This is a genomic window from Acidobacteriota bacterium (assembly GCA_016184105.1).
GTDB lineage: Bacteria > Acidobacteriota > Vicinamibacteria > Vicinamibacterales > 2-12-FULL-66-21 > JACPDI01.
This window is the reverse complement of the sequence record JACPDI010000023.1, coordinates 36938-55782: the sequence shown is the minus strand read 5'-3', so window position 1 is coordinate 55782 and position 18845 is coordinate 36938. Positions and strand designations below refer to the sequence as shown.

The window sequence follows — 18845 nt, the reverse complement described above, 5'->3', positions numbered from 1 at the left end:
CTCACACAAGCAGCAGTTTCGGGACCGTCTGTTCCCACGTCAGCCTCGCCGCCAGTTCCGCGCCCGCGCTCCCGAGGCGTTCGGCCGCGGCGCGGTCCCGCATCACGCGGGCGAGCGCGATCGCGAGCGACGCCGGGTCGGGAGCCGCGAGGTAACCGTTCACGCCGTCGCGCACCAGTTCGACCGGCCCGCCGCTGTCGGTGCACGTGACGACCGGCTTTCTCGCGGAGAAGGCCTCGACCGTCACGAACCCGTAGTCCTCATCGTACGGCGCAAAGCAGACGGCGCGGCAGCGTGCGAGCTGATCGACCAGCTGCGCGCCGTCCACGCGGCCGATCAGCTGCACGCGGGCTTCGAGCCCGCGCTCGCGCACGAGCGCCCGCAGCCGCGGCTCCTCCTCACCTTCGCCCGCAATCACGCACCGGATCCCGTCCGCCTCGGGCCGTGCGAGCGCCTCGACGAGCAGGCCCAGTCGCTTGAGCGGCGTCAGCCGCGACGCTGCGAACAGGTAATCGTCGTAGGCGTCGCAGCGATACGCGCGCGGCGGCGGCGGCGGATACACCACCGTCGAGCGCACCCCCTTGAGGACGCTCAGCCGCTGCTGGATCGTCCGCGACTGCGCGACCAGCTTCGTCACGTTCTTCGTGAGCAGGTACCGATCCGCGGCGCGGACGAGCGTCCGGCGAATGCCCTCCTTCAGCCGCCCCTTCCGGCCGAGGCCGGCGACCAGGCGCGGCCATAAATCGTAGTACTCCCGCATGGTGTGATTCAGCCAGCACAGGTGGCGCTCGTGCCGGACCGCGTAGCTTGGAAAGCGGAACGAGATGACCTGGTCGATGCGCCGCCCGAAACCGTCGACGCCCACGTCGGTGAGCCAGTTCGCGGCGTACGCCGCCGCCTGCCGCCCGAAACGGTTCTGGGGAGTGATGACGAGGTCCGCCTCGTGCCCGGCCTCCCGCAGCGCCCCGACGAGCGCCCGGGCGATGACCAGGTGGCCGCCTTCGACGAAGGGCGGGCTCGACGTCACGACGGCGACGCGGCTCACGTGGTCGCCCGCTCCGTCAGGAAAGACACGTCGTGGGTCAGCACCGAGCGCCGGCGCGTGGCGCGCGACGTCTCGTGCAGCAGGACGTAGAGCTGTTCCATCTTCCGGACGAACGCCCCGATGTCGTAGGCGCGGCCGCTGAGCCTCGCACCCTCGCCGAGCCGCCGCCGCTCGTCGGGATGATCCATCATCCACACGATCTCGCGCGCGAGCGCCGCCGCATCGCGTTTCGGCACGATGCGGGCGTCGCGATCGTGGGCGAGCACGTCCAGCAATCCGTCGGCATCCGTGGCGACGATGGGCTTGCCCATCGCGAGCGCCTCGAACACGGTCAGAGGGGTCCCCTCCCACAGCGAGGGAAACACGGACAGGTCGAAGGCAGACACCACGCGCGCCACATCCCGCGCAAACCCGTGGAACACGAAGCGGTCGCCGAGCCCGAGGCTGTGCGCCTGCGCCTCGAGCGGCGCGCGCAACGGCCCCTCCCCGACGAGGTAAAACCGCACGTTCGGCCGATCGTTCAGCACCAGGCGCGCCGCATCCACCAGGAACGAGTTGCCCTTCGAGTCGTGCAGCCGCGTCACCGTCCCGATCGCGAACTCGCCGGGCGCGACGCCAAGGTCCTGCCGCGCGCCGGCGACTTCGTCCTGGGTTCTGGCGCGGCTGAACTCCTCGAGCGGCACTCCCAGATACACGACCTTCACCCGCCCGGCGGGCACCTTGCGCGCGTGAATCAGGAATTCCGCGGTGCTGGCCGACACCGCGATGCCGATATCGGTCACCGGCGCGAGCGCGGCATCGGCGACCTTCTGGAACCACGGCGTATCCGTCAGGTTCGCGTGCTCGTGCACGATCGTCGGGATGTGCCGCATCCCCCCCGCCAGCCGGCCGAACGTCGTCGCGCCGTAGCCGTGCAGGTGCAGGATGTCGATCTTCCTGCGGTCGATCACCTTCAGCAGCGCGGGCAGCGTCGCCGGATCGAACTTCGACTTGTGCAGGTACGTGATGTCGATGCCCAGCGCATCCAGCGTCTCCTCGGACAGATCGCGCTTGCGCAGGCTGACGAGCGACACGTTGAAGCGCGTGGCGTCGAAGCGCGGGATCATCCACCCGAACAGCCGCTTGACGCCGTGCATCCGGGAGCCTTCCCATCCGAGGTGGTCGCAGATCTGGAGGATGTTCAGCACGATAGGTTCAGCACGATAGGTTCAAGACGATAGGTTCAAGACGATAGGTTCAACACGATAGGTTCAAGACAAGAGGTTCAAAACGCAAGGGTCTAAACGCGAGGTTCCAAACGAGAGGTTGACACAGCTTGCGTCATTCGCGCCGTCCGTCTTGAGCCCGACGCCTTGAACCCGACGCCTTGAACCTAACGTGCAGAACCCGCTTCATGAACAATCCGTGCGGGAATGCCGACGGCGGTTGCGCCGGCGGGCACGTCGCTCCGGACAACGGCGCCGGCGCCGATCACCGCGCGGTCGCCGATGTGCACGCCGTCGAGCACCTTCACGCCCGCGCCCAGCCACGCGCCGGCCCCCACGGTGACGCCGCGCGACACCCGGCCCTGCTCGAGCACCGCCTTCGACGCGTCCGCGGCATCATGATCGCCGCCGATCAAATAACAGTACGCCGCCACCAGCGTGCCCTCCCCGACGACGACGCGGCTGGCCGAGAACAACTCGCAGTTGAAGCCGATGTTCGCGCCGGCGTGCAGCTCGATGTCCCCGTTCTTGCACGACAGAATCGTGTTGCGGCCGACGAACGCGCCGCTGGCGATCCGGATGCCGCGATTGCTCTCCCCTTTGGCGTCCAGCAGGCAATGGTCGTCGATCACCACGTGATCGCCGATTTCGATCTTGTGCGGATGCCGCAGCACGACGTTCTGGCCGAAGATCACCCCGCGGCCGCATCGGCCGAGCAAGGCCGGGTAGAGCGCCTTCCGCAGCGCAAACCCGAGCGCACCGGGGACGGATTGCGCCACGAGCGTCACGATCTCGTGTTTGAGCAGCGCGCCCCACCCCGGCCGTCCCACCACCAGCGCAGAGTACTTCTCACGCGCCGACCGCCGGGCGTCGAAGATCTCGTCCTGCGCGCGAGGAATGCGGGTCCGTTCTACAGCCATCCGTGCTCCCGATACCACCCGAGCGTCTGGCGGATGCCCTCGCGCAGCGTCACGCTCGGGGCGTACCCCAGCTCCCGGCGGGCGCGCGTGATGTCGAACGCCCGCGACTTGGTGAAGAAGTCCACGCGCCGGCGGTACAGCGGCGGCTCGACTCCAAGCGGCGCACAGACGGCCTCGCACACCGCCCCGGCGATCCAGAACGGCCACACGGGAAGATGCAGCCGCGGCGGCAGTACGTTCGCTTCGGAGGCGATGATCCTCGTCAGCTCGTTCAACGTCGTCACCTCGCCGCCGGCGAGGATGTATGTCCGCCCGGCCGCAACCGGCACCTCACCGCACAGGCGGAAGCCCTCGCACAGATCGTTGACATGCGTGAGGTGGTAGAAAATCTTTCCGTCGCCCAGAATCACGAACCGCTGCCGCGCCACACCGCGAAACAGCTTCAACAGCCGGCGGTCACCCGGCCCGTAAATGCCGCTCGGCCGCGCGATGACCAGTTCGACGCCCGTCTCGGCTGCCGCCTCGCGGCCGAGCCGCTCCCCTTCCACCTTCGTTTCCTGGTAGACGTCCCCAGGACGGAGTGGCGCGTCCTCGCTCGCCGGCGGGTGCTCCACGTCGCCGTGCACGCCCACGGTGCTGCAATGCACCACGCGACGAACGCCCGCCTCGGCCGCGCGCCGCACCAGGAGGGCGACCGCTTCCGCGTTGACCGTGCGATAGGTCGACGCGGGCAATCCTGCCTGCCGGTAGAGCGCCGCGATGTTGTAGGCCACCTCGACGCCGCGCAGTGCCGCGTCGAGCGATGCCGCGTCGCGCAGGTCGCCGGTCACCAGCTCGACGCCCGCGCCGGCGAGGTCCGCCGCACGCGCAGGGGCCCTGACGAGCGCGCGCACGCGATTCCCTCGCGCCGCAAGCCGGCGCGCCAAATGACCGCCCGTGAAGCCCGTCGCGCCGGTGACGAGTGTACTAGTCACGTGCGAGGTGCCACGTGCGACGTGCGAGGTGCCACGTGCGACGTGCGAGGTGCCACGTGCGACGTGCGAGGTGCCACGTGCGACGTGCCACGTGCCACGTGCGTCACGTGCGGCGTGCGCTCGGCCAGCACCGTGACGGGCGAGCCGAACAGCCGCAGCAGCCCGACGCCGCGCAGCAGGCCTTCCGACGCGCGCGTGAACGCGCGGGATCCGATCGCCTTGTGCACGGCGATCGGCAGCACGAACTGCCGGTGGACTCGCGTCACGCGGAAGCCGCGCTCCGCAAACGCGCGACGGATGGTCCGGCCCGAGAACACGCGGTACGCTTCACGGTCGCGCGCCAGCCCGGCCCTCCGCGCGAGCGATTGCAGGAGCGCGAGGCTGCGCGCCGCCGGGTAATCCACGATGACGCGGTGGCGCGACACGCGGCACAACTCCGCGAGGCACTGGTCCCATCCGGGCGTGTGCATCAACACGCGCAGCGATACCGCCGCGTCCACCGAGCCATCCGGCAGCGCCAGCGCGTGCGCGTCCCCCGTCGTGAACTCGATGTCGAGCCCCGCCTGGTCCGCGCGCCGGCGCGCCACCGCCAGCATCTCGGCCGAGGCGTCGATCCCACGCACGGTGGCCCCGCGCGCAGCCATCGCCAGCGCGGCGCGCCCGGTGCCCGTGCCGACGTCCACGATCGCCTGGCCGCGGACATCGCCAAGAAACTCGAAGAGCACGCGTTCCTGCGCCTCGGCGATCAGGGTCCCAATCGGGCCGCTGAACCGCGCCCGGTCGAACCGCTCGGCCATCCCGCGATCCGCGTAGACCGTGTAGCTGTAGTGGCTCTCGTCGCGATGCCCGACACGTGCGCCGCTCACGCAACGCCTCCGGCCGCGACCTGCGGCGCCGCCGGGGGACCCGCGAGCCAGTCGCAGGCCTGGCGCGTGCGCCGGAGATACGCCTCGTAGCTGTACTTCGTCTCTGCGAGCGCCCGGGCCCGCGCAGCGACCGCCGCGGCCCGCCCGGGGTCGGCGATCAGCTCGAGAATCCCCGCTGCGAAACCGTCCGGCGTCGGCTCGGTCAGGACCGCCACGTCATCGTCGAGGACCTGCGTGTGCGTCAGAAGCCGCGTGGCGACGATGGGCCGGCCGGAACGCAGGTACTGATAGATCTTCAGCGGCGTGTTGGTGCCGGAGCTGCGCGGCGATACCAGCACGCTGGCGGCGTCCAGATACGCGGGCACTTCTTCGGCGGGCCGCTGCCCGGCAAAGATCGTCGCGCTCCGGATTCCCGCAGCCTCTGTCTGCGCGATTGCCGCGGCGACTTGCGCCGGGCTCCCCCCCACCATCAGGAGTCGCGCGTCCGGCCGCGCGCGGTGCACGCGCGCGAACGAGTTGAAGAGCAGGTCCAGCCCCTGGTAAGCCTCGAACGTTCCCGTATACAGCACGACCGGCGTCGACGCGCCGACACCACGCGGCGCGAGCGCCGCCCGCACGCTCGCGCCCGCGCCCGACTCGGCGACGTCCCCCGAACCCGGCGCGTTTTCAATCAACACGACAGGAACGCCGGCGCTGACCGCGCGCACGGTCTCGACCAGGTTCTGGCAAATGACGATGACGACCTTCGAGCGGCGGATGACGAGCCGCTCCATCCACTCGAAGGCGCGGCGCACCAGGCGCGAGCGGCTGAAATCAAAATTCGTGAGCTGCTGCGGCAGGCTCGAGTGCATGTCGTAGAGGTGCGGAATGCCGAGCAGCCCCGCCAGCACGATCCCAATCGCGGCCCCCTCCTCGTGCGAGTGCACCGCGTCGTAGCGCTCGGACAACACACGCCGGACGCACGTGAGGGCCAACAGCAGATCCAGCGGAATCTTCGCGAGCGACGGCCCGATCCGCACGTGCTTCAGAAACGGGGGGCGGAGCGAGCGGAAAATCCGCAGGCCGGGCATCTCGACGTCGCGACCGAACGGATACGTGACGAGATCCACCGTATGGCCGAGCTCGAGCAACGCACGGATGCGGTGATACTCGCTGAACGGAGTGCCCCGGGGCTCGAAGAACGGCTCCGGTGCGATCATCAAAATCCGCATGGAATCAACGAATTGTAGCAGACGCGCATGGTAGACTGGCTCGTTTCCTGAGATGAGAGTCGGGCGTCATGCGCTGCTGGTTGCGCTCAAACTTGCGGTCAGCGTCAGCCTGCTCAGCGTGCTGCTGCGCCGGGCCGATCTCGGTGGAATTGCCGCCGGCCTGCGCCAGGCTGAATGGAGCTGGATTGCCACTGCGCTGGGCCTGTATTTCCTGATGCTGGCGGTCAGCGCCTGGCGGTGGCAGCAACTCCTGTTCGCGCAGGGCGTGGATCTTCCCATCGGGCGGCTTTTCGAGTCGTTCCTGGTCGCCACCTTCTTCAACAACTTCCTGCCAAGCAACGTGGGGGGCGACGTCGTCCGCATCGCGGACACGGCGCGTCCCGCCGGCTCAAAAACGCTGGCGACGACGGTTGTGCTCCTCGACCGGGGGGTGGGCCTGCTCGGCCTCGTGCTCGTCGCGGCGGTCGGCGCCACAATCGCGCGATGGTCGGCGAGGGAGGCGGGTCCCGTTGGCGCCACGACGCTTTGGGCCGGGCTGGTGGCCGGCACCGTGGTGTCGCTGCCGGTGTTTCTCGCGCCCAGGACGCTGCACGTGCTCGCGGGCCCCATCCGGCGGCTGCACCCGGAGTGGATCGACGAGCGACTGGACCGGCTGACCGGCGCGCTCGTCCGGTTCCGGCAATCGCCCGCCGCGATGGCCGCCTGCTTTGGCGGCGCTGTCGTGGTGCAGCTCATCCTGGTGGCGTTCTACTACGCGCTCGCGCGAAGCCTGGGGATTCCCATCGGGTTCGCGCAGTTGTCGCTGCTGGTGCCCGTCAGCTTTTTGGTGCAGATGGCGCCGATCTCGATCAACGGCTTGGGTGTGCGGGAAGCGACGTTCGGTTTGTACTTCCGCCAGCTCGGACTGCCCCTCCATTCCGCCCTGCTGCTCTCGCTGGGCGGCGCGGCGGCGATCATGGCCGTCTCGGTCGCGGGTGCGGGAGCGTACATCGCCCGTCTGCGGCGCAGGCAGCGCATCGAACGCCCTTGACGGCAAGCAGTTACCGGCTTACTCTTTGAGCTGGCCCACGAACGGGCGCTCCCCCAACAAGCAACTCAGTCTATAGCTGGTTACAGGTCCGGCCGATAGCGGATCTGCGCGGTTCTTTACGTCCGTGCGCGGCCGCCGGTCTGTTTCGTGTGAGAGAACTGCCATGGCAGGATTAGCCCGACGTTCCACCCGCTCGCTGGTCGCCATTTCCGCGCTCCTGGTGCTCGGCGCCTGCGAGCACTCCAAGAGCTCGAATCCGCTCAGCCCGACGATCGCGGGCCCGCTGCCCGGCGTCGAGATTACGCAGCCCGTGCTGCTCGAGCCGGGCCAGGGCTGGAAGTTCAGGGACAAGCAGCAGCCGATCACGCTGCTCGTCGAGAACGCCTCCACCAACGGTGTGCGGCCGCTCGTGTATGCGTTCGAGGTGGCCGTGGACGCCGGCTTCAAGAACATCGCGTACTCGCGGCGCGACGTGGCGCAGGGCGACAACGGCCGGACGGCCCACAGGCTGCAGGACAACCTGCAACTGGGGCGGACCTATTACTGGCGGGCGTGGGCGTACGACGGCGCGAATACAGGGGCGTATCCCTCGACCGTGAGCTTCGAGGTGTATCCGCCCGTGGTGATCAACCCGCCGCAACTGGTCTCGCCAGGCAGCGGGAGCACGACCGGCTCTCTCTTCGTTGAACTGCGGGTGGCCAACTCGGCGCGCAGCGGGCCGGCGGGCAACGTCAGCTACGCGTACCAAGTCGCCAGGGACCAGGCGTTCACGCAGGTCGTGTCGGCGACCGGCGGTCAGCCCGAAGCGGTCTCGGCCGGGCAGACAGTGTGGGCGCCCACAGGACTTGCGAACAGCGTGACGTACTACTGGCGAGCCTACGCGACCGATGGCGAGGCCCGGAGCGGCTGGTCGTCCGTCTGGTCGTTCATCACGCCTGCGGAAGCGCCAAGCGGCGAAGGCGGTTCCACAACGCCGTGCGGCCCGCCCTATCCGACCACGCACCTGGGCATCATCGAATGCCAGCGGAGCAAGTTCGGCTCGCACATGTCGTCCGCCCAGCTCGTGACGTTCCTGCGGGCGTCGGCGCGCGACCTGAACGCAGGGGGACTCTCGGGCGGCCCGTTTGGAATCCTGCGCAAGACCAGCGGCACCAACTGCGGCGGGTACTCCTGCGACATCCTCTGCGCCGGCTCGGGCAGCTCACAGAAGCAGTGGGACGTGCTCGGCGACGCGGACGGTGCGCAGACGCCGGCGTGGATCGGTCCGAAGGTCTTGCCGGACATCCGCGTCGATACGTGCGAGATCCAGTAATGCGGAAAGCTCGGAAACAGCAAGGGCCAGCCTTTTCGGCTGGCCCTCTGTTTCTGTGAATGGACGGAACGCCTCAGAAGCGGAATCGCACTCCGCCGAGGACCTGCAGGCCGCCCACGTTCACCGAATCCACCAATCCGTCCACGTCGGCAGAGGCAAACAGGTACCTGGCGGTGGCACCGACGCCGATGCGCGGCGTGATGGCGTAAGCGGCGTCAACGCCGGCGTTGAAACCGACCGTCGTCTTCCTCTGCTCGGTGACCGTGATCTTGTCGATTCGCGGCTCGGTGAACGGAGGGTTCTCGGACAGCAGGTTGGCCCCGGTCACCACGTCCTGCTTCACGAAGACGATCGACGGCCCGGCGAACACCTGGAAGTCGATTTTTCTGGTGAACGGCACGAACCAGATGCCGTTGAGGTGAAGCGCTCCCGAGGTGTGCTTCACGCCGGACGCCTCGAAGCTCGCGACGCGGACCTGGTCGAAGAAGACCGGATGCGGCACGCGCGCGAGCACCGCGACGTTATCCTCGGTCGTGTAGAACGAGAAGGCCGCGCCGACGCCGTAGCGATTGCTGAACTGATACGCGAGGCTGGCGTCAAAGACGGGTTTGCTCTTGAGTTCACCGGCTGAGCTGAGCGTCGCCGTTTCCTCGAACGCCTCGAACGTCGTTTCGGTCGCGATGTCCTGGTTGATGATCTGGTAGCCGCCGTTGACGCTGACGAAGAACCGCGGCTTGGCGGGCGGTGTGTCCGGCGCCGGCTGCCGAGGCCGTGTCGTGGCCGGCGGTGCCAGTTCGATTTGCGGCGTGGGGGACGGCGGCGGCGGCTCGGTGGACGGGGGCGTCTGCCCGGAAGCGGAGATGCCGATAAACATGGTCAGGCCGACGGCCAGTGCGATTGGGCTCGTGATCCGCATCTATCTCCTCGTGATCGATGTGTGTCAGGGAAAGAACGCGCCATGTTATCACGCATTCCCGTGATTTCGCGGTTCGGCGCGGCGAAAGTTCAGGTATCATACGTGGAACCCCCAGTTGGTCGATCGAGAACGAACCGCTTTTCCTCAGGTGGAGAACAACTGAGCATGTCCCGAAAGTATCTGCTTGCCTCCGGTCTGGCCTGCGTCCTTTCCGTAGCAGTCGGCTGCGGGAAGGAGGCACCGACGCCTGTTTCCCCCACCACGACGGCTGATGTCGTGGACAACTCCGCGAACGCCGACGGCTCCACGCTGAAAGCGACCGCTCCCTCGATCCAATCCCCGACTGGCGGAACGCAGGTGGAGGGCGACGTCGTCCTGACGGTCGGGAACGCCGAAGCGAAGTTCGCCTCGGTTCCGCTGTCGTATCGCTTCGAAGTCTTCAACGACCAGAACGCCAAGGTCTACACCTCCCCGCTCGTGCCCGCGGGCAGCGGCCGGACGCAGCACGCGGTCGGCGGCGCGCTCGAGTTCAACAAGGTGCACACGTGGCGTGCCCGGGCGGAGTACCTCGGCGCGGCCGGCCCGTGGTCCGCGACCGCGTCGTTCAAGACGCCGGAAGGGGGCTACATCCGCGGCAGCGAGGTGATGGATCCGCTGACCAACGGAAAGACCGTCGGCGATGCCGTCGGCGTCACGTTCGTTCCGGGCCAGGGCGCGTTCATCGAAACCAACATGAGCCGCATTACCTATACGCTCGGCGCGACGCTGCAGGAAGGCGAGTACTCGTTCGTGGCGCAGGGGGTCGACGAAGGAAACCAGGGCGACAAGTCCAAGGTGATGTCCATGGCCGAGGGCTACGGCGACGTCACCAACAACGATTACCGGCAGACGCTCGAAGTCCGCGGGCGCGACTACGGCGGCACGCCGGGTACCGTGTCCTACCGCATCATCACGGGCGACGCAAACGATGAAGGGCGCATCTTCGACGTGCCGCGCCGCGTGAAAACCTGGTCGCGGCAGCAGACGTACTTCTTCCGGATGTGGTGGCGGCTGGGATCTGCCGGATACGAAATCCGGCTGGACGGTCCGGATGGCCCCCTGCACGACGAAGGGTCGATCTCGACGGGCAGCCGCCCGTACAGGCCGGGCGCCGACGGCTCGAATCCGCACGTCGCGCATATCGGAGCGCCCCTGACGCGGGCCGGCGAGCTGAACGCGTCGCATCCGCAGATGACGGTGCGCAACGTCTGGATCTCCTCGCGACCGCGGCCCCGGTTCTAGCGCCGGCCGCACGAGGCTCAACTCCCACGGGGCGCCGGTCTCGCCGGCGCCCCGTTCTGTTTCAGGCTCAGCGTGTTACGATAGGCGTCACTCGCATGGCCACCAACACGTTCCGGCTGCAGTACCTCGCCAAGACGGCCGCGGGCGTCCCGCGCGACCTGGTCAATACCTTCATCGCGACCAGCCTGAAAGCCATCCGCCCGACGGTGCTCATCTACAACTGCACCTGGGTTTGCGATGCGCGCTGCGAGATGTGCAGCAACTGGAAGTTCGGCGACCGCAAGAGCGACATGACGCTCCCCCAGCTCGGGCCCGTCTTCGAGCACCCGTTCTGGGGCGCGGTCGAGAACCTGAACATTTCCGGCGGAGAACCGACCACGCGGAACGATCTGCCGGAGATGGTGGAAATGTTCCACCGCCGGCTGCCGCGGATGCGCAAGGTCGGCATCAACACGACCGGACTGACGCCGTCCCGCGCGATCCCGATGCTCACGCGCATCGTCGAGTTCTGCGCGGACAAGGGGCTCCCGATCAGCATCCGGGTCTCGATCGACGGCGTGGGGGACCTGCACAACCAGGTTCGCAACGTGAAGCGCGGTTTCGACAAGGCCTCGCAGACGATCGACGCGATGCAGGCGCTCGCGGAACGGCACGACAACTTCCAGTTCGGCATCGCGTCCACGATTTTCGCGACCAACCTGGAGGACGCCGAAAACATCCTCGCATGGGCCCGCTCCCGCAAGCTGGACATCGTGTTCAACATGCTGCGGTTCACCGACGCGATGCTCCACAACAAGGAGCTGGAGGAAAAGATCGGCTTCCGCACGCGCGAAGAGGAGTACATGCGGAAGTTCTTCCTGGATCGCGTCCAGGAGGAGTCGGTCCTCTCCGGACAGACGTTCATGTACATGCACTACGCGGACATGATCGCCAACGGCTACAAGCGCACGATGCCGTGTCCGTTCCAGCGCCAGGGGCTGCTGCTCAATCCCAACGGCGATCTGTTCTACTGCGAGAATTCCGCGAGGCTCGGGAACGTCCTCGACACGCCCGCCGAGACGCTGTACTTCGACAGCGCGCACCTCGCCGGGCGCGAGGAGCTGAAGGCGAAGGTGTGCGGCACGTGCCTGAGCCCGTGCCAGGTCAACGTCGGCGCGATGAAGCAGTTCATCCCGTATGCGAAGTTCCTGAAGCGCGCGTACCAGGTCAAGCGCGCACCGGACAAGCACGCGTCGACCCTGCCCGCCCCGACCGCGTGAGTTCCGACGGCCGCAGCCCCAGGCCCCCCGGCGCCGGATCGGCAATTCTCTCCGCGTTTCTTTTCGGTCTTTCGCTGCTGCTGGCGGTGTGGTGGGCTGCCGGCATCGGCGGCGTGCTGTACGCAGGCGTGTACGCGCTCGCGGTCGCGCCGGGCCTCCCGGCTGGGTTCGCGCTGTTCGGGCGACGCCACGCCGCCGGTTGGATAGCCGGGATGCTTTTCGGCTACGGCGTGCTGCAGCTCGCGCTGTGGGCAGCCATCGCCGCACGCGTGGCCAGCGGGCCGATGTTCGTGCTCGCCTGGGCGTTACTCGCCTGTCTCAGCTGGCGACTGCATCGGCGACGCCGGAATGCGCCCGCCGTCACGCTCCCGTCCTGGACACGTCCGGACACGCGCGCGCTGTTTCTCGTGCTTCTGATCGTTCCGGCGCTGATGGCACCCCCCTACCGGAACCTGGGCCGCGCCGACGCGGAAGGCAATCGCTACTATCGCGCGTACTTCACCGCCGACTTCGTCTGGCACTCTGCGCTCGCCTACGAGCTGGGCAGGTTCACGCTGCCGCCGCGCAATCCATACATGGCGCCGCGGACCATGAACTACTACTGGACGTACTTCCTGCTGCCGGCGACGGTGGCCGAAACCGCGCCGGCGCCGCTCGGTGACGTCGAAGTGTGCCTCAAGACGAATGCCATCCTTCACGCCGCCGCGATGCTCGCGGCGCTGTTCGTCGTGGTCCGCACTGCGACGCGGCGCGCCGGCGCGGCCGCACTTGCCGTCCTGCTTGCGGCGGTCGCTGCGAGTTACGAAGGCACGCACACGCTCATCGATTTCTACCGCCGCGGTCTGCCATTCGACCTGCTGCGGGAGATGAACATCGACGCCGTGACGGCGTGGCAATGGAGCGGGTTGCGCATCGACAACATGCCGCGGTCGATGTGGTACACGCCCCAGCACACCACGGCGGTCGGCCTCGGGCTCCTGGGTCTGCTGCCCGCGATCGCGCAAGGGTCAGCCCTCAGCCCGCGCGGCGCTCTGGGCGCCGGTTGCGCGCTCGGGCTGGCGACCGCGATGAACCCGTTTCTCGGCGCGGCGTTCTCGGCGATCTACGGCGTCGTCATCGCCGTCGATACCGTCGCCTCCCGAACCGGCGCGCGGCCGCTGATCCGGCACGTGCTGGCCGCTGCTCCCGTGGCCGCCGCAGTGGCCTGGGGCATGCTGTCCAGGATGACGGATGGTGCGGCGGCGGCGGTCACGATCGGGTTCTCCGGCTACGCGCGTCAGCGACCGGTACAAACGCTGCTTGTCTCCCTTGGCCCGATCCTCCTCCCCGCGCTGGGAGGCCTCTGGCCCGGTCGCGGCTGGCCGTGGCGGCCGGTCGCCGCGGCGGCTGCCGGCCTGGCGGTCGGTCTGGGTCTTCTCTACTTCGTCACGATCTCCGAAGCGTCGTGGGTCGGCTTCCGCGCCGGGCAGATCCTGCTCGTCTCGATCCCGATCCTGCTGGCGCGCGTGCTCGATCGCGTTCCCGTGCTGGCGTGCAACGCCCTCGTCGCCATTATTCTGGTTGCCGGTCTGCCCACGACACTCATCGACACGTACAACGCGCAGGACATTCACAATCGCCGGCCGGGCCCCGGGTTCCGCTGGACGCTCTGGACGACCGCCGCGCAACAGGAGGCGTTCGCGTGGATTCGCGCGCACACGGCGCCGGACGCCATCGTGCAGATGGAGCCGATCGTGCGCGGGCGGGAGCACTGGACGCTCATTCCGTCGTTTGCCGGCCGGCGGATGGCGGCGGGCCTGCCGATCTCGCTGCTGCCCCAGCCGCAATACACCGAGCGGTCCGGGATCGTGCAGCAGATGTACATCACCGCGGAGCCGCGGGCCGCGTGGACGATCGCCAAGCGATTCGGCATCGATTACGTGTATGTGGATTCCGCGGAGATGGCGGCGTACCCGGCCGGGATGCCCAAGTTCGAGGAGCGCCGCTACTTCGATCGCGTCTTCTCGAACGCCGAAGTGCGGATCTACCGGGTTCGCTGACTCCCGGCGATCAGCCGTTCCTGAACCGGAAGAACGTTCGGGCGCCGGTGAACCAGTCGCGCACGCCGATCTTCTTCCCCTCCGCCCGCGAACGCGGAAAATACGAAATGGGAACTTCCACGATCTTCAGCCCCCGCGCCAGCATCTTCGCCGTGATCTCGTGATCCAGCTCGAACCCGCTGGTCGTCAGCGTAAGTGACGCCAGTTCCTGGCGCGGAAACAGCTTCAGCGCGGTCACCGTGTCCGACAGGTAGGTCCCGGTGAAGAGCCGGGCGACGAGGCTCAGGCTGCGGCCGCCGAGGTAGGCGGCGAGCGACTGGCCGGCATGCCGGCCGCCGGCGAGATAGCGGCTGCCGTACACGATGTCGCCACGCCGCTCCAGCAGCGCGCGGAGCATGGGGACGTAATCCCGCGGGTCGTATTCGAGGTCGGCATCCTGAATGATGAGCAGGTCGCCGCTCGCGATCGCGATCCCTTCCCGGACGGCGCGTCCCTTCCCGACGTTCCGCTCCAGCCGCTTCAACGTCACGCCCGGCACCGCCGCGACGATCTCCGGCGTCCGATCGCTCGAGTGATCGTCAATGACGATGATTTCCCTGCCGACGCCGAGCGGCTCGAGATCCACCGCACGGATCCGGTCCAGGAGCGTCCCGATGAAGCGCTCCTCGTTATACGCGGGAATGACGATGGAGAGCGTGCGGCGTGTCATGCCCGGCCGCGAAAACGCGCGCGCACGACGGTGCCGACGGCGCGGAGGCCGTCGACGGCCGTCGTCCGCCGGACCTGGTCGGGAGAGATCGAGAAAAACTGCACGGGCACCTCGAACATCTCGGCCTTCCGCCCGAGCAGGATCGGCAGCAGGTGCTGGTTCGCCTGTTTGTGGGTGAGCGGCACCGGCACGGCGAGCGCGTCTGAGGCGCGCACCGCGCGCGCCGCCGAGAGCGTGTCCGACACGTAGCGACCGTACAAGCCCAGATACATCAGGCTCAGCGCGTGGCTGCCGAGGTACGACACCGCGCCGGCCACGGCGCGGCGCCGGTATTTCAGGCGGTAGGATTCTTCGATGTCGCGCACTGACAGGCGGCGGCTGCCCCACACCGAGTCAAGGCGTCCCATGCTCAGATAGGACGCCAGCGTCCTGACATCCTCGCCGTTGTACATGCCCGAGGATTCGAACAGGATGACGTAATCGAAATGCTCGTCGGCGAGCGCCTTGCGGAAGGCCCGGTCGCGCTGCGATTCATCCCCCTCGAGACGCCGTACGGCGAACCCGAGCGACTGCGCGAATGGCTCGTCGAGCGGTTCCGGCGCGTCGTGAAAGACGGTCAGTGCCAAGGGAAGGTCGCGCACGCCGGCGCGGATCATCTCGAGGAGGCTCTGCACAAGCTTGTTCGCGGTCCGGGCCTCGTAAAAGAGCACCGCAACCTTCTGCGTGTCGTTCCAGCGGGCCAGAAACGCCTCCACGAACGGCCCGAGGATCTTGGCGGCGTCATGCCTGCCGGTGATCCCTTCTTCATAATTGCCGACGCGCACCAGGCGCGGGTCCTCGAGCGACTCGAGGCGGCCCAGCGGAACGTACGGCCGCTCAGGGCCGCCGCCGCGGGGATCGTTGACCAGGTAGTGCGTGATCAGGCATGGCGTCGGGATCGTCAGCCGCCCTTTTTCCTTCAAATAGAACACCGCGCGGTCGATGATGTCGACGGCGCTCTGGCCCGTGATCTCCGCGTCGGTCTCGATGTTGGTCACCAGCAGCTTGATCGCCGGCAGGTTTCGCGCGATCGCGCCGCTCAACCCCGGAGTCAGGTAGGACGGAAACAGGCTCGAGTGCTGCGTGCCGGGCGCGTACACGATCAGATCGGCGTCGGCCAAGGCCGGTTCGAGGCGCGGGTTCAACCGCACGGACCGGTCCGCGGAGTGCTCCCGGAGAAAGCGGTCCTGCGCCGGCCGGCCGTCGGCCGCAAGCCGGGCGCGCATCTCTTCGCTGACCGCGACGTCGAGGAGGTGGATGTCCTCGACCCGGTTGCGGCGCTTGGCGTCGACAATCTCCTCCTCGCTGCGCAGCAGCCGTCCGTCGGAGTCTACTCCGACCAGGAAGGCGTTCCTGCCGTCGGTGACGTTCTCGATCAGGCCGCCGGGAAGCGCCATCAGCCCGCAGCAGTAGTCGTCGACCGCCCTGTTGAAGTCACGCGCGCAGAGGAGGAACGAACCTGCGAACACGACGTTGCCGAGCGCGCAATCGCAGAAGCGAAACGGGCGGCCGGCCTGCAGCTCGCGGCTGAACGGCCGCAGCCGCTCGAGGACGGCACCGCGAAGCGACACCGGCAGCGCGCCGGCGAGCCGTGCCGCAGATGCCAGCGGGCCGTCGGCAGGCGCGGCCTGACCGTCGATCGCCGCGATCAGGCGCTCCCCCGCCGTGCGGACGTCGCCGTCCATGTCGACGCGCAGATCCAGCAGTTGGACGAGTTCCACGGGCCGGGTGCCGAGCAGCCGCGTGAGATGAGCCGCGTTCTTGCGGAAATCGGACGGCCCCAGCGCGTCTCCGAGGAAGCGGCGCACCTCGCCTGTCGATGCCCCGTCATCGTACCCGTTGATGGCAACGGTCAACGCGATGCGGGGGTTGGTGACAAGCTGCTCGGTCAGCGCGCCCGACCCGCGGCCGCCTGAGAACAGCACGACGCGCAGGTGCGAGCGCTGGGGTTGTGCGGGAGACACCGCGACCATTATGGCATGCGGGTCTCGAGTTGATCATGGGTGCCGCTCCCGTATAATTAATCCATTCATCATGCATGAACCGACCCGGGCCGACGTGCTCGAGCACGTCAGATGCGTTCTCTGCGGATCGGACGACGCCGACCTCGTGTATGAGGCTCAGTACCATCTCGAAACCGACGCGGACCTGGTCGAGAAGTTCCGCGCCTCCGGCGACGAGCTGCTCATCGATCAGGTCGTGCGCTGCCGGTCCTGCTCCCTCCAGTACATCAACCCCCGTCTCCGCGGCGACCTCATTGTCTCCGGCTATACCGACGGGGAGGATCCCACGTACGTGTCGCAGCTCGACGCGCGCGAACGCACCTTTGCCGGCTCGCTCGGCGCCATCGAGCGCGCACTCGGCGGAAAGGGACGGTTGCTCGACATCGGGACGGCCGCCGGGGCGTTTGTCGCCGCGGCGCGCAAAGCCGGCTGGGACGCCACGGGGTGCGAGCCGAACAAGTGGCTCGCGGAGTTCGGCTCGCGGCACTACGGCATCCATATCCGCCAGGGCAGCGTCTTCGACCACGATTACGAGCCCGGCAGCTTCGACGTGGTGACGCTCTGGGACGTGATCGAGCACACGCCGGACCCCGTCGCGGTCGTGGAACACTGCCGCACCCTGCTCAAGCCGGGGGGCCTGCTCGTCATCAACTATCCGGACGTCGGGAGCTGGATCGCGCGCGCGCTGAGACGCAAGTGGCTGTTCCTCATTTCGGTCCACCTTTTCTATTTTGACCGGCGGACCATGTCGCGGTTGCTCGGCGAACACGGCTTCGACGTCGTCCTCATGCGACCACACTGGCAGCGCCTCGAACTCGACTACGTGCTCCAGCGAGGCGCCAGCCTCGCTCCTCGTCTCTCGTCGGCGGCGCGGCGGCTCGTGTCCTGGCTCGGCGCCAGCCGGCTGCATGTCCCCTACTGGCTGGGCCAGACGTTGGCGATCGGACGTGCGGTGAAGCTGCTCGTCCCTGTGCTACTCTCTGATTTCTCTCTGATCCCGGTCGCGGAGGCATCGTGGTTAAGCACTCTGTCCTGATTCCCTTCATCGGCGCGTGCGCGATCGCCGCCGCCTGCTCCGGGTCCGGGGGCTCCCGCGAAGTGCCGGTCAGCCCGACGGCGCCCGATGGCACCGCGCTCCCCGCGCCGACCCTCGTCTCACCGTCGGACGACGCGCAGCTCGATACGCTGCGGCCGACCCTCACCGTCAACAACGTGTCGTCGGGCGCGGGGTCGCGCACCTACGAGTTCCAGGTGGCCGACAATTCCGGCTTCGCGCTGATACCCGGCCGGCTGGCGAGCTTTGCCGTCGCGTTCACGCAGTCCGGCGTGCCCGAAGGATCCAGCGGCCAGACCTCGGTGAGCGTGCCGACCGACCTGCAGCCGTCCACCCGGTACTATTGGCGCGCGCGCGCCATCCAGGGCGCGAGCGTGGGTGCCTGGTCCGCCGCGTCGCGCTTCAAGACGAAGATCGACAGCTTCAAGAGCGGCAACCAGGTGTTCGATATCCTCACGAACGGCCGAACGGTCGCCGACATGCAGAGCAAGGTGTTCTTTGTCCTCGACGACCAGAGCCCCGGGTTGAAACTGGACGACTCGGACAGCTATCTCGGGTATCGGATCTCCGCGCTGCCGGAAGGCGAGGTGTCCTTCGTCGCGATTCGGATCAAGCCCACCGGCGACTCGAGCTTCGCGGGGCAGTCGAAGATCCTGCTGATGCAGGACGGCACGGGATCGAGCAATCTCGCCGGCAACCAGCATCGCGTCCTCGTCGACCGCTTCTGGGACAGCGGCGCGGTGCGGTTCGACTGGAGTGGCGCGGCGGGAACGCCCGCCTGCGGATCTTCGAGGGCACGTCGGAAGCCGGGGCCACGAAGGTCGATCTGAGCACGACCTACCCGGGGAGCTACAACCCGGCCAGCCAGACCATCGTCATCGGGTCGCTGTACAACGACACCATGCGCGACATGCGCGTCAGCCGCGTGTACATCGGTCCAAACCCGCGGCCGATCTCGCTCGGCAGCGCGCTCAACGCCCAG

The 18845-nt window shown here is 67.9% G+C and carries 16 protein-coding genes; 7 read left to right on the top strand and 9 right to left on the bottom strand.

What is annotated here, in order from left to right:
- Position 1: 1 nt before the first annotated feature.
- From HYU53_09345 to HYU53_09320, 6 genes are all read right to left on the bottom strand, one after another.
- Entirely contained in the window at positions 2-1045 is a 1044-nt protein-coding gene (locus tag HYU53_09345) for a glycosyltransferase family 4 protein (protein MBI2221399.1), read from the bottom strand.
- Positions 1042-2232 (bottom strand): glycosyltransferase, encoded by a 1191-nt coding sequence (locus tag HYU53_09340; protein ID MBI2221398.1) that lies wholly within the window; start codon positions 2230-2232, stop codon positions 1042-1044. The genes HYU53_09345 and HYU53_09340 overlap by 4 nt, the downstream gene beginning before the upstream one ends.
- A gap of 185 nt (positions 2233-2417) precedes the next feature.
- Entirely contained in the window at positions 2418-3170 is a 753-nt protein-coding gene (locus HYU53_09335; protein MBI2221397.1) for an acyltransferase, read from the bottom strand.
- Positions 3161-4144, bottom strand: coding sequence for an NAD-dependent epimerase/dehydratase family protein (locus HYU53_09330; protein MBI2221396.1), 984 nt, complete (start codon positions 4142-4144; stop codon positions 3161-3163). Before HYU53_09330 ends, HYU53_09335 begins: the two co-directional genes overlap by 10 nt.
- A complete protein-coding gene (locus HYU53_09325; protein ID MBI2221395.1) occupies positions 4141-5010 on the bottom strand; it encodes a class I SAM-dependent methyltransferase in 870 nt (289 codons plus the stop codon). The genes HYU53_09330 and HYU53_09325 overlap by 4 nt, the downstream gene beginning before the upstream one ends.
- On the bottom strand, positions 5007-6221 hold the full coding sequence (locus tag HYU53_09320) for a glycosyltransferase (GenBank protein MBI2221394.1): 1215 nt from the start codon (positions 6219-6221) through the stop codon (positions 5007-5009). Before HYU53_09320 ends, HYU53_09325 begins: the two co-directional genes overlap by 4 nt.
- Positions 6222-6273: 52 nt before the next feature.
- Here HYU53_09320 and HYU53_09315 point away from each other — a divergent pair, with 52 nt between their 5' ends.
- A complete protein-coding gene (locus HYU53_09315; GenBank protein MBI2221393.1) occupies positions 6274-7251 on the top strand; it encodes a flippase-like domain-containing protein in 978 nt (325 codons plus the stop codon).
- A 163-nt stretch (positions 7252-7414) separates the two neighbouring features.
- On the top strand, positions 7415-8563 hold the full coding sequence (locus HYU53_09310) for a hypothetical protein (GenBank protein ID MBI2221392.1): 1149 nt from the start codon (positions 7415-7417) through the stop codon (positions 8561-8563).
- A gap of 73 nt (positions 8564-8636) precedes the next feature.
- Here HYU53_09310 and HYU53_09305 read toward each other — a convergent pair whose 3' ends face one another.
- Positions 8637-9479 (bottom strand): outer membrane beta-barrel protein, encoded by an 843-nt coding sequence (locus tag HYU53_09305; protein MBI2221391.1) that lies wholly within the window; start codon positions 9477-9479, stop codon positions 8637-8639.
- Between the two features lie 276 nt (positions 9480-9755).
- Here HYU53_09305 and HYU53_09300 point away from each other — a divergent pair, with 276 nt between their 5' ends.
- The 3 genes from HYU53_09300 to HYU53_09290 all read left to right on the top strand — a co-directional run bounded on the left by HYU53_09300 (position 9756) and on the right by HYU53_09290 (position 14058).
- Positions 9756-10760, top strand: a complete 1005-nt coding sequence (locus HYU53_09300; GenBank protein ID MBI2221390.1) for a hypothetical protein — start codon at positions 9756-9758, stop codon at positions 10758-10760.
- A gap of 95 nt (positions 10761-10855) precedes the next feature.
- The gene (locus HYU53_09295) at positions 10856-12019 is read left to right on the top strand and encodes a radical SAM protein (protein MBI2221389.1); all 1164 of its coding nucleotides are present in this window, start codon (positions 10856-10858) and stop codon (positions 12017-12019) included.
- Positions 12016-14058: a hypothetical protein gene (locus HYU53_09290; GenBank protein MBI2221388.1), complete on the top strand. Its 2043-nt coding sequence runs from the start codon at positions 12016-12018 to the stop codon at positions 14056-14058. The genes HYU53_09295 and HYU53_09290 overlap by 4 nt, the downstream gene beginning before the upstream one ends.
- Before the next feature lie 10 nt (positions 14059-14068).
- On the opposite strand, the gene HYU53_09285 is transcribed toward HYU53_09290, so the two are convergent.
- Both HYU53_09285 and HYU53_09280 read right to left on the bottom strand, forming a co-directional pair.
- Positions 14069-14740 carry a glycosyltransferase family 2 protein gene (locus tag HYU53_09285; protein MBI2221387.1) on the bottom strand — a complete coding sequence of 224 codons (672 nt, stop codon included), beginning with the start codon at positions 14738-14740 and terminating at the stop codon, positions 14069-14071.
- 23 nt (positions 14741-14763) lie between these two features.
- Positions 14764-16779 (bottom strand): YvcK family protein, encoded by a 2016-nt coding sequence (locus HYU53_09280; GenBank protein ID MBI2221386.1) that lies wholly within the window; start codon positions 16777-16779, stop codon positions 14764-14766.
- 61 nt (positions 16780-16840) lie between these two features.
- Here HYU53_09280 and HYU53_09275 point away from each other — a divergent pair, with 61 nt between their 5' ends.
- Together HYU53_09275 and HYU53_09270 are read left to right on the top strand one after the other, a co-directional pair.
- Positions 16841-17845, top strand: a complete 1005-nt coding sequence (locus HYU53_09275; GenBank protein ID MBI2221385.1) for a class I SAM-dependent methyltransferase — start codon at positions 16841-16843, stop codon at positions 17843-17845.
- On the top strand, positions 17824-18693 hold the full coding sequence (locus HYU53_09270) for a hypothetical protein (protein MBI2221384.1): 870 nt from the start codon (positions 17824-17826) through the stop codon (positions 18691-18693). Before HYU53_09275 ends, HYU53_09270 begins: the two co-directional genes overlap by 22 nt.
- The last annotated feature ends 152 nt before the right edge of the window (positions 18694-18845 follow it).

Bases quoted from the DNA above. Each gene is read 5' to 3' on its own strand.
- HYU53_09335 (MBI2221397.1), bottom strand. From the start codon at position 3,170: ATGGCTGTAGAACGGACCCGCATTCCTCGCGCGCAGGACGAGATCTTC.
- HYU53_09320 (MBI2221394.1), bottom strand. From the start codon at position 6,221: ATGCGGATTTTGATGATCGCACCGGAGCCGTTCTTCGAGCCCCGGGGC.
- HYU53_09315 (MBI2221393.1), top strand. From the start codon at position 6,274: ATGAGAGTCGGGCGTCATGCGCTGCTGGTTGCGCTCAAACTTGCGGTC.
- HYU53_09310 (MBI2221392.1), top strand. From the start codon at position 7,415: ATGGCAGGATTAGCCCGACGTTCCACCCGCTCGCTGGTCGCCATTTCC.
- HYU53_09305 (MBI2221391.1), bottom strand. From the start codon at position 9,479: ATGCGGATCACGAGCCCAATCGCACTGGCCGTCGGCCTGACCATGTTT.
- HYU53_09295 (MBI2221389.1), top strand. From the start codon at position 10,856: ATGGCCACCAACACGTTCCGGCTGCAGTACCTCGCCAAGACGGCCGCG.
- HYU53_09280 (MBI2221386.1), bottom strand. From the start codon at position 16,779: ATGGTCGCGGTGTCTCCCGCACAACCCCAGCGCTCGCACCTGCGCGTC.
- HYU53_09275 (MBI2221385.1), top strand. From the start codon at position 16,841: ATGCATGAACCGACCCGGGCCGACGTGCTCGAGCACGTCAGATGCGTT.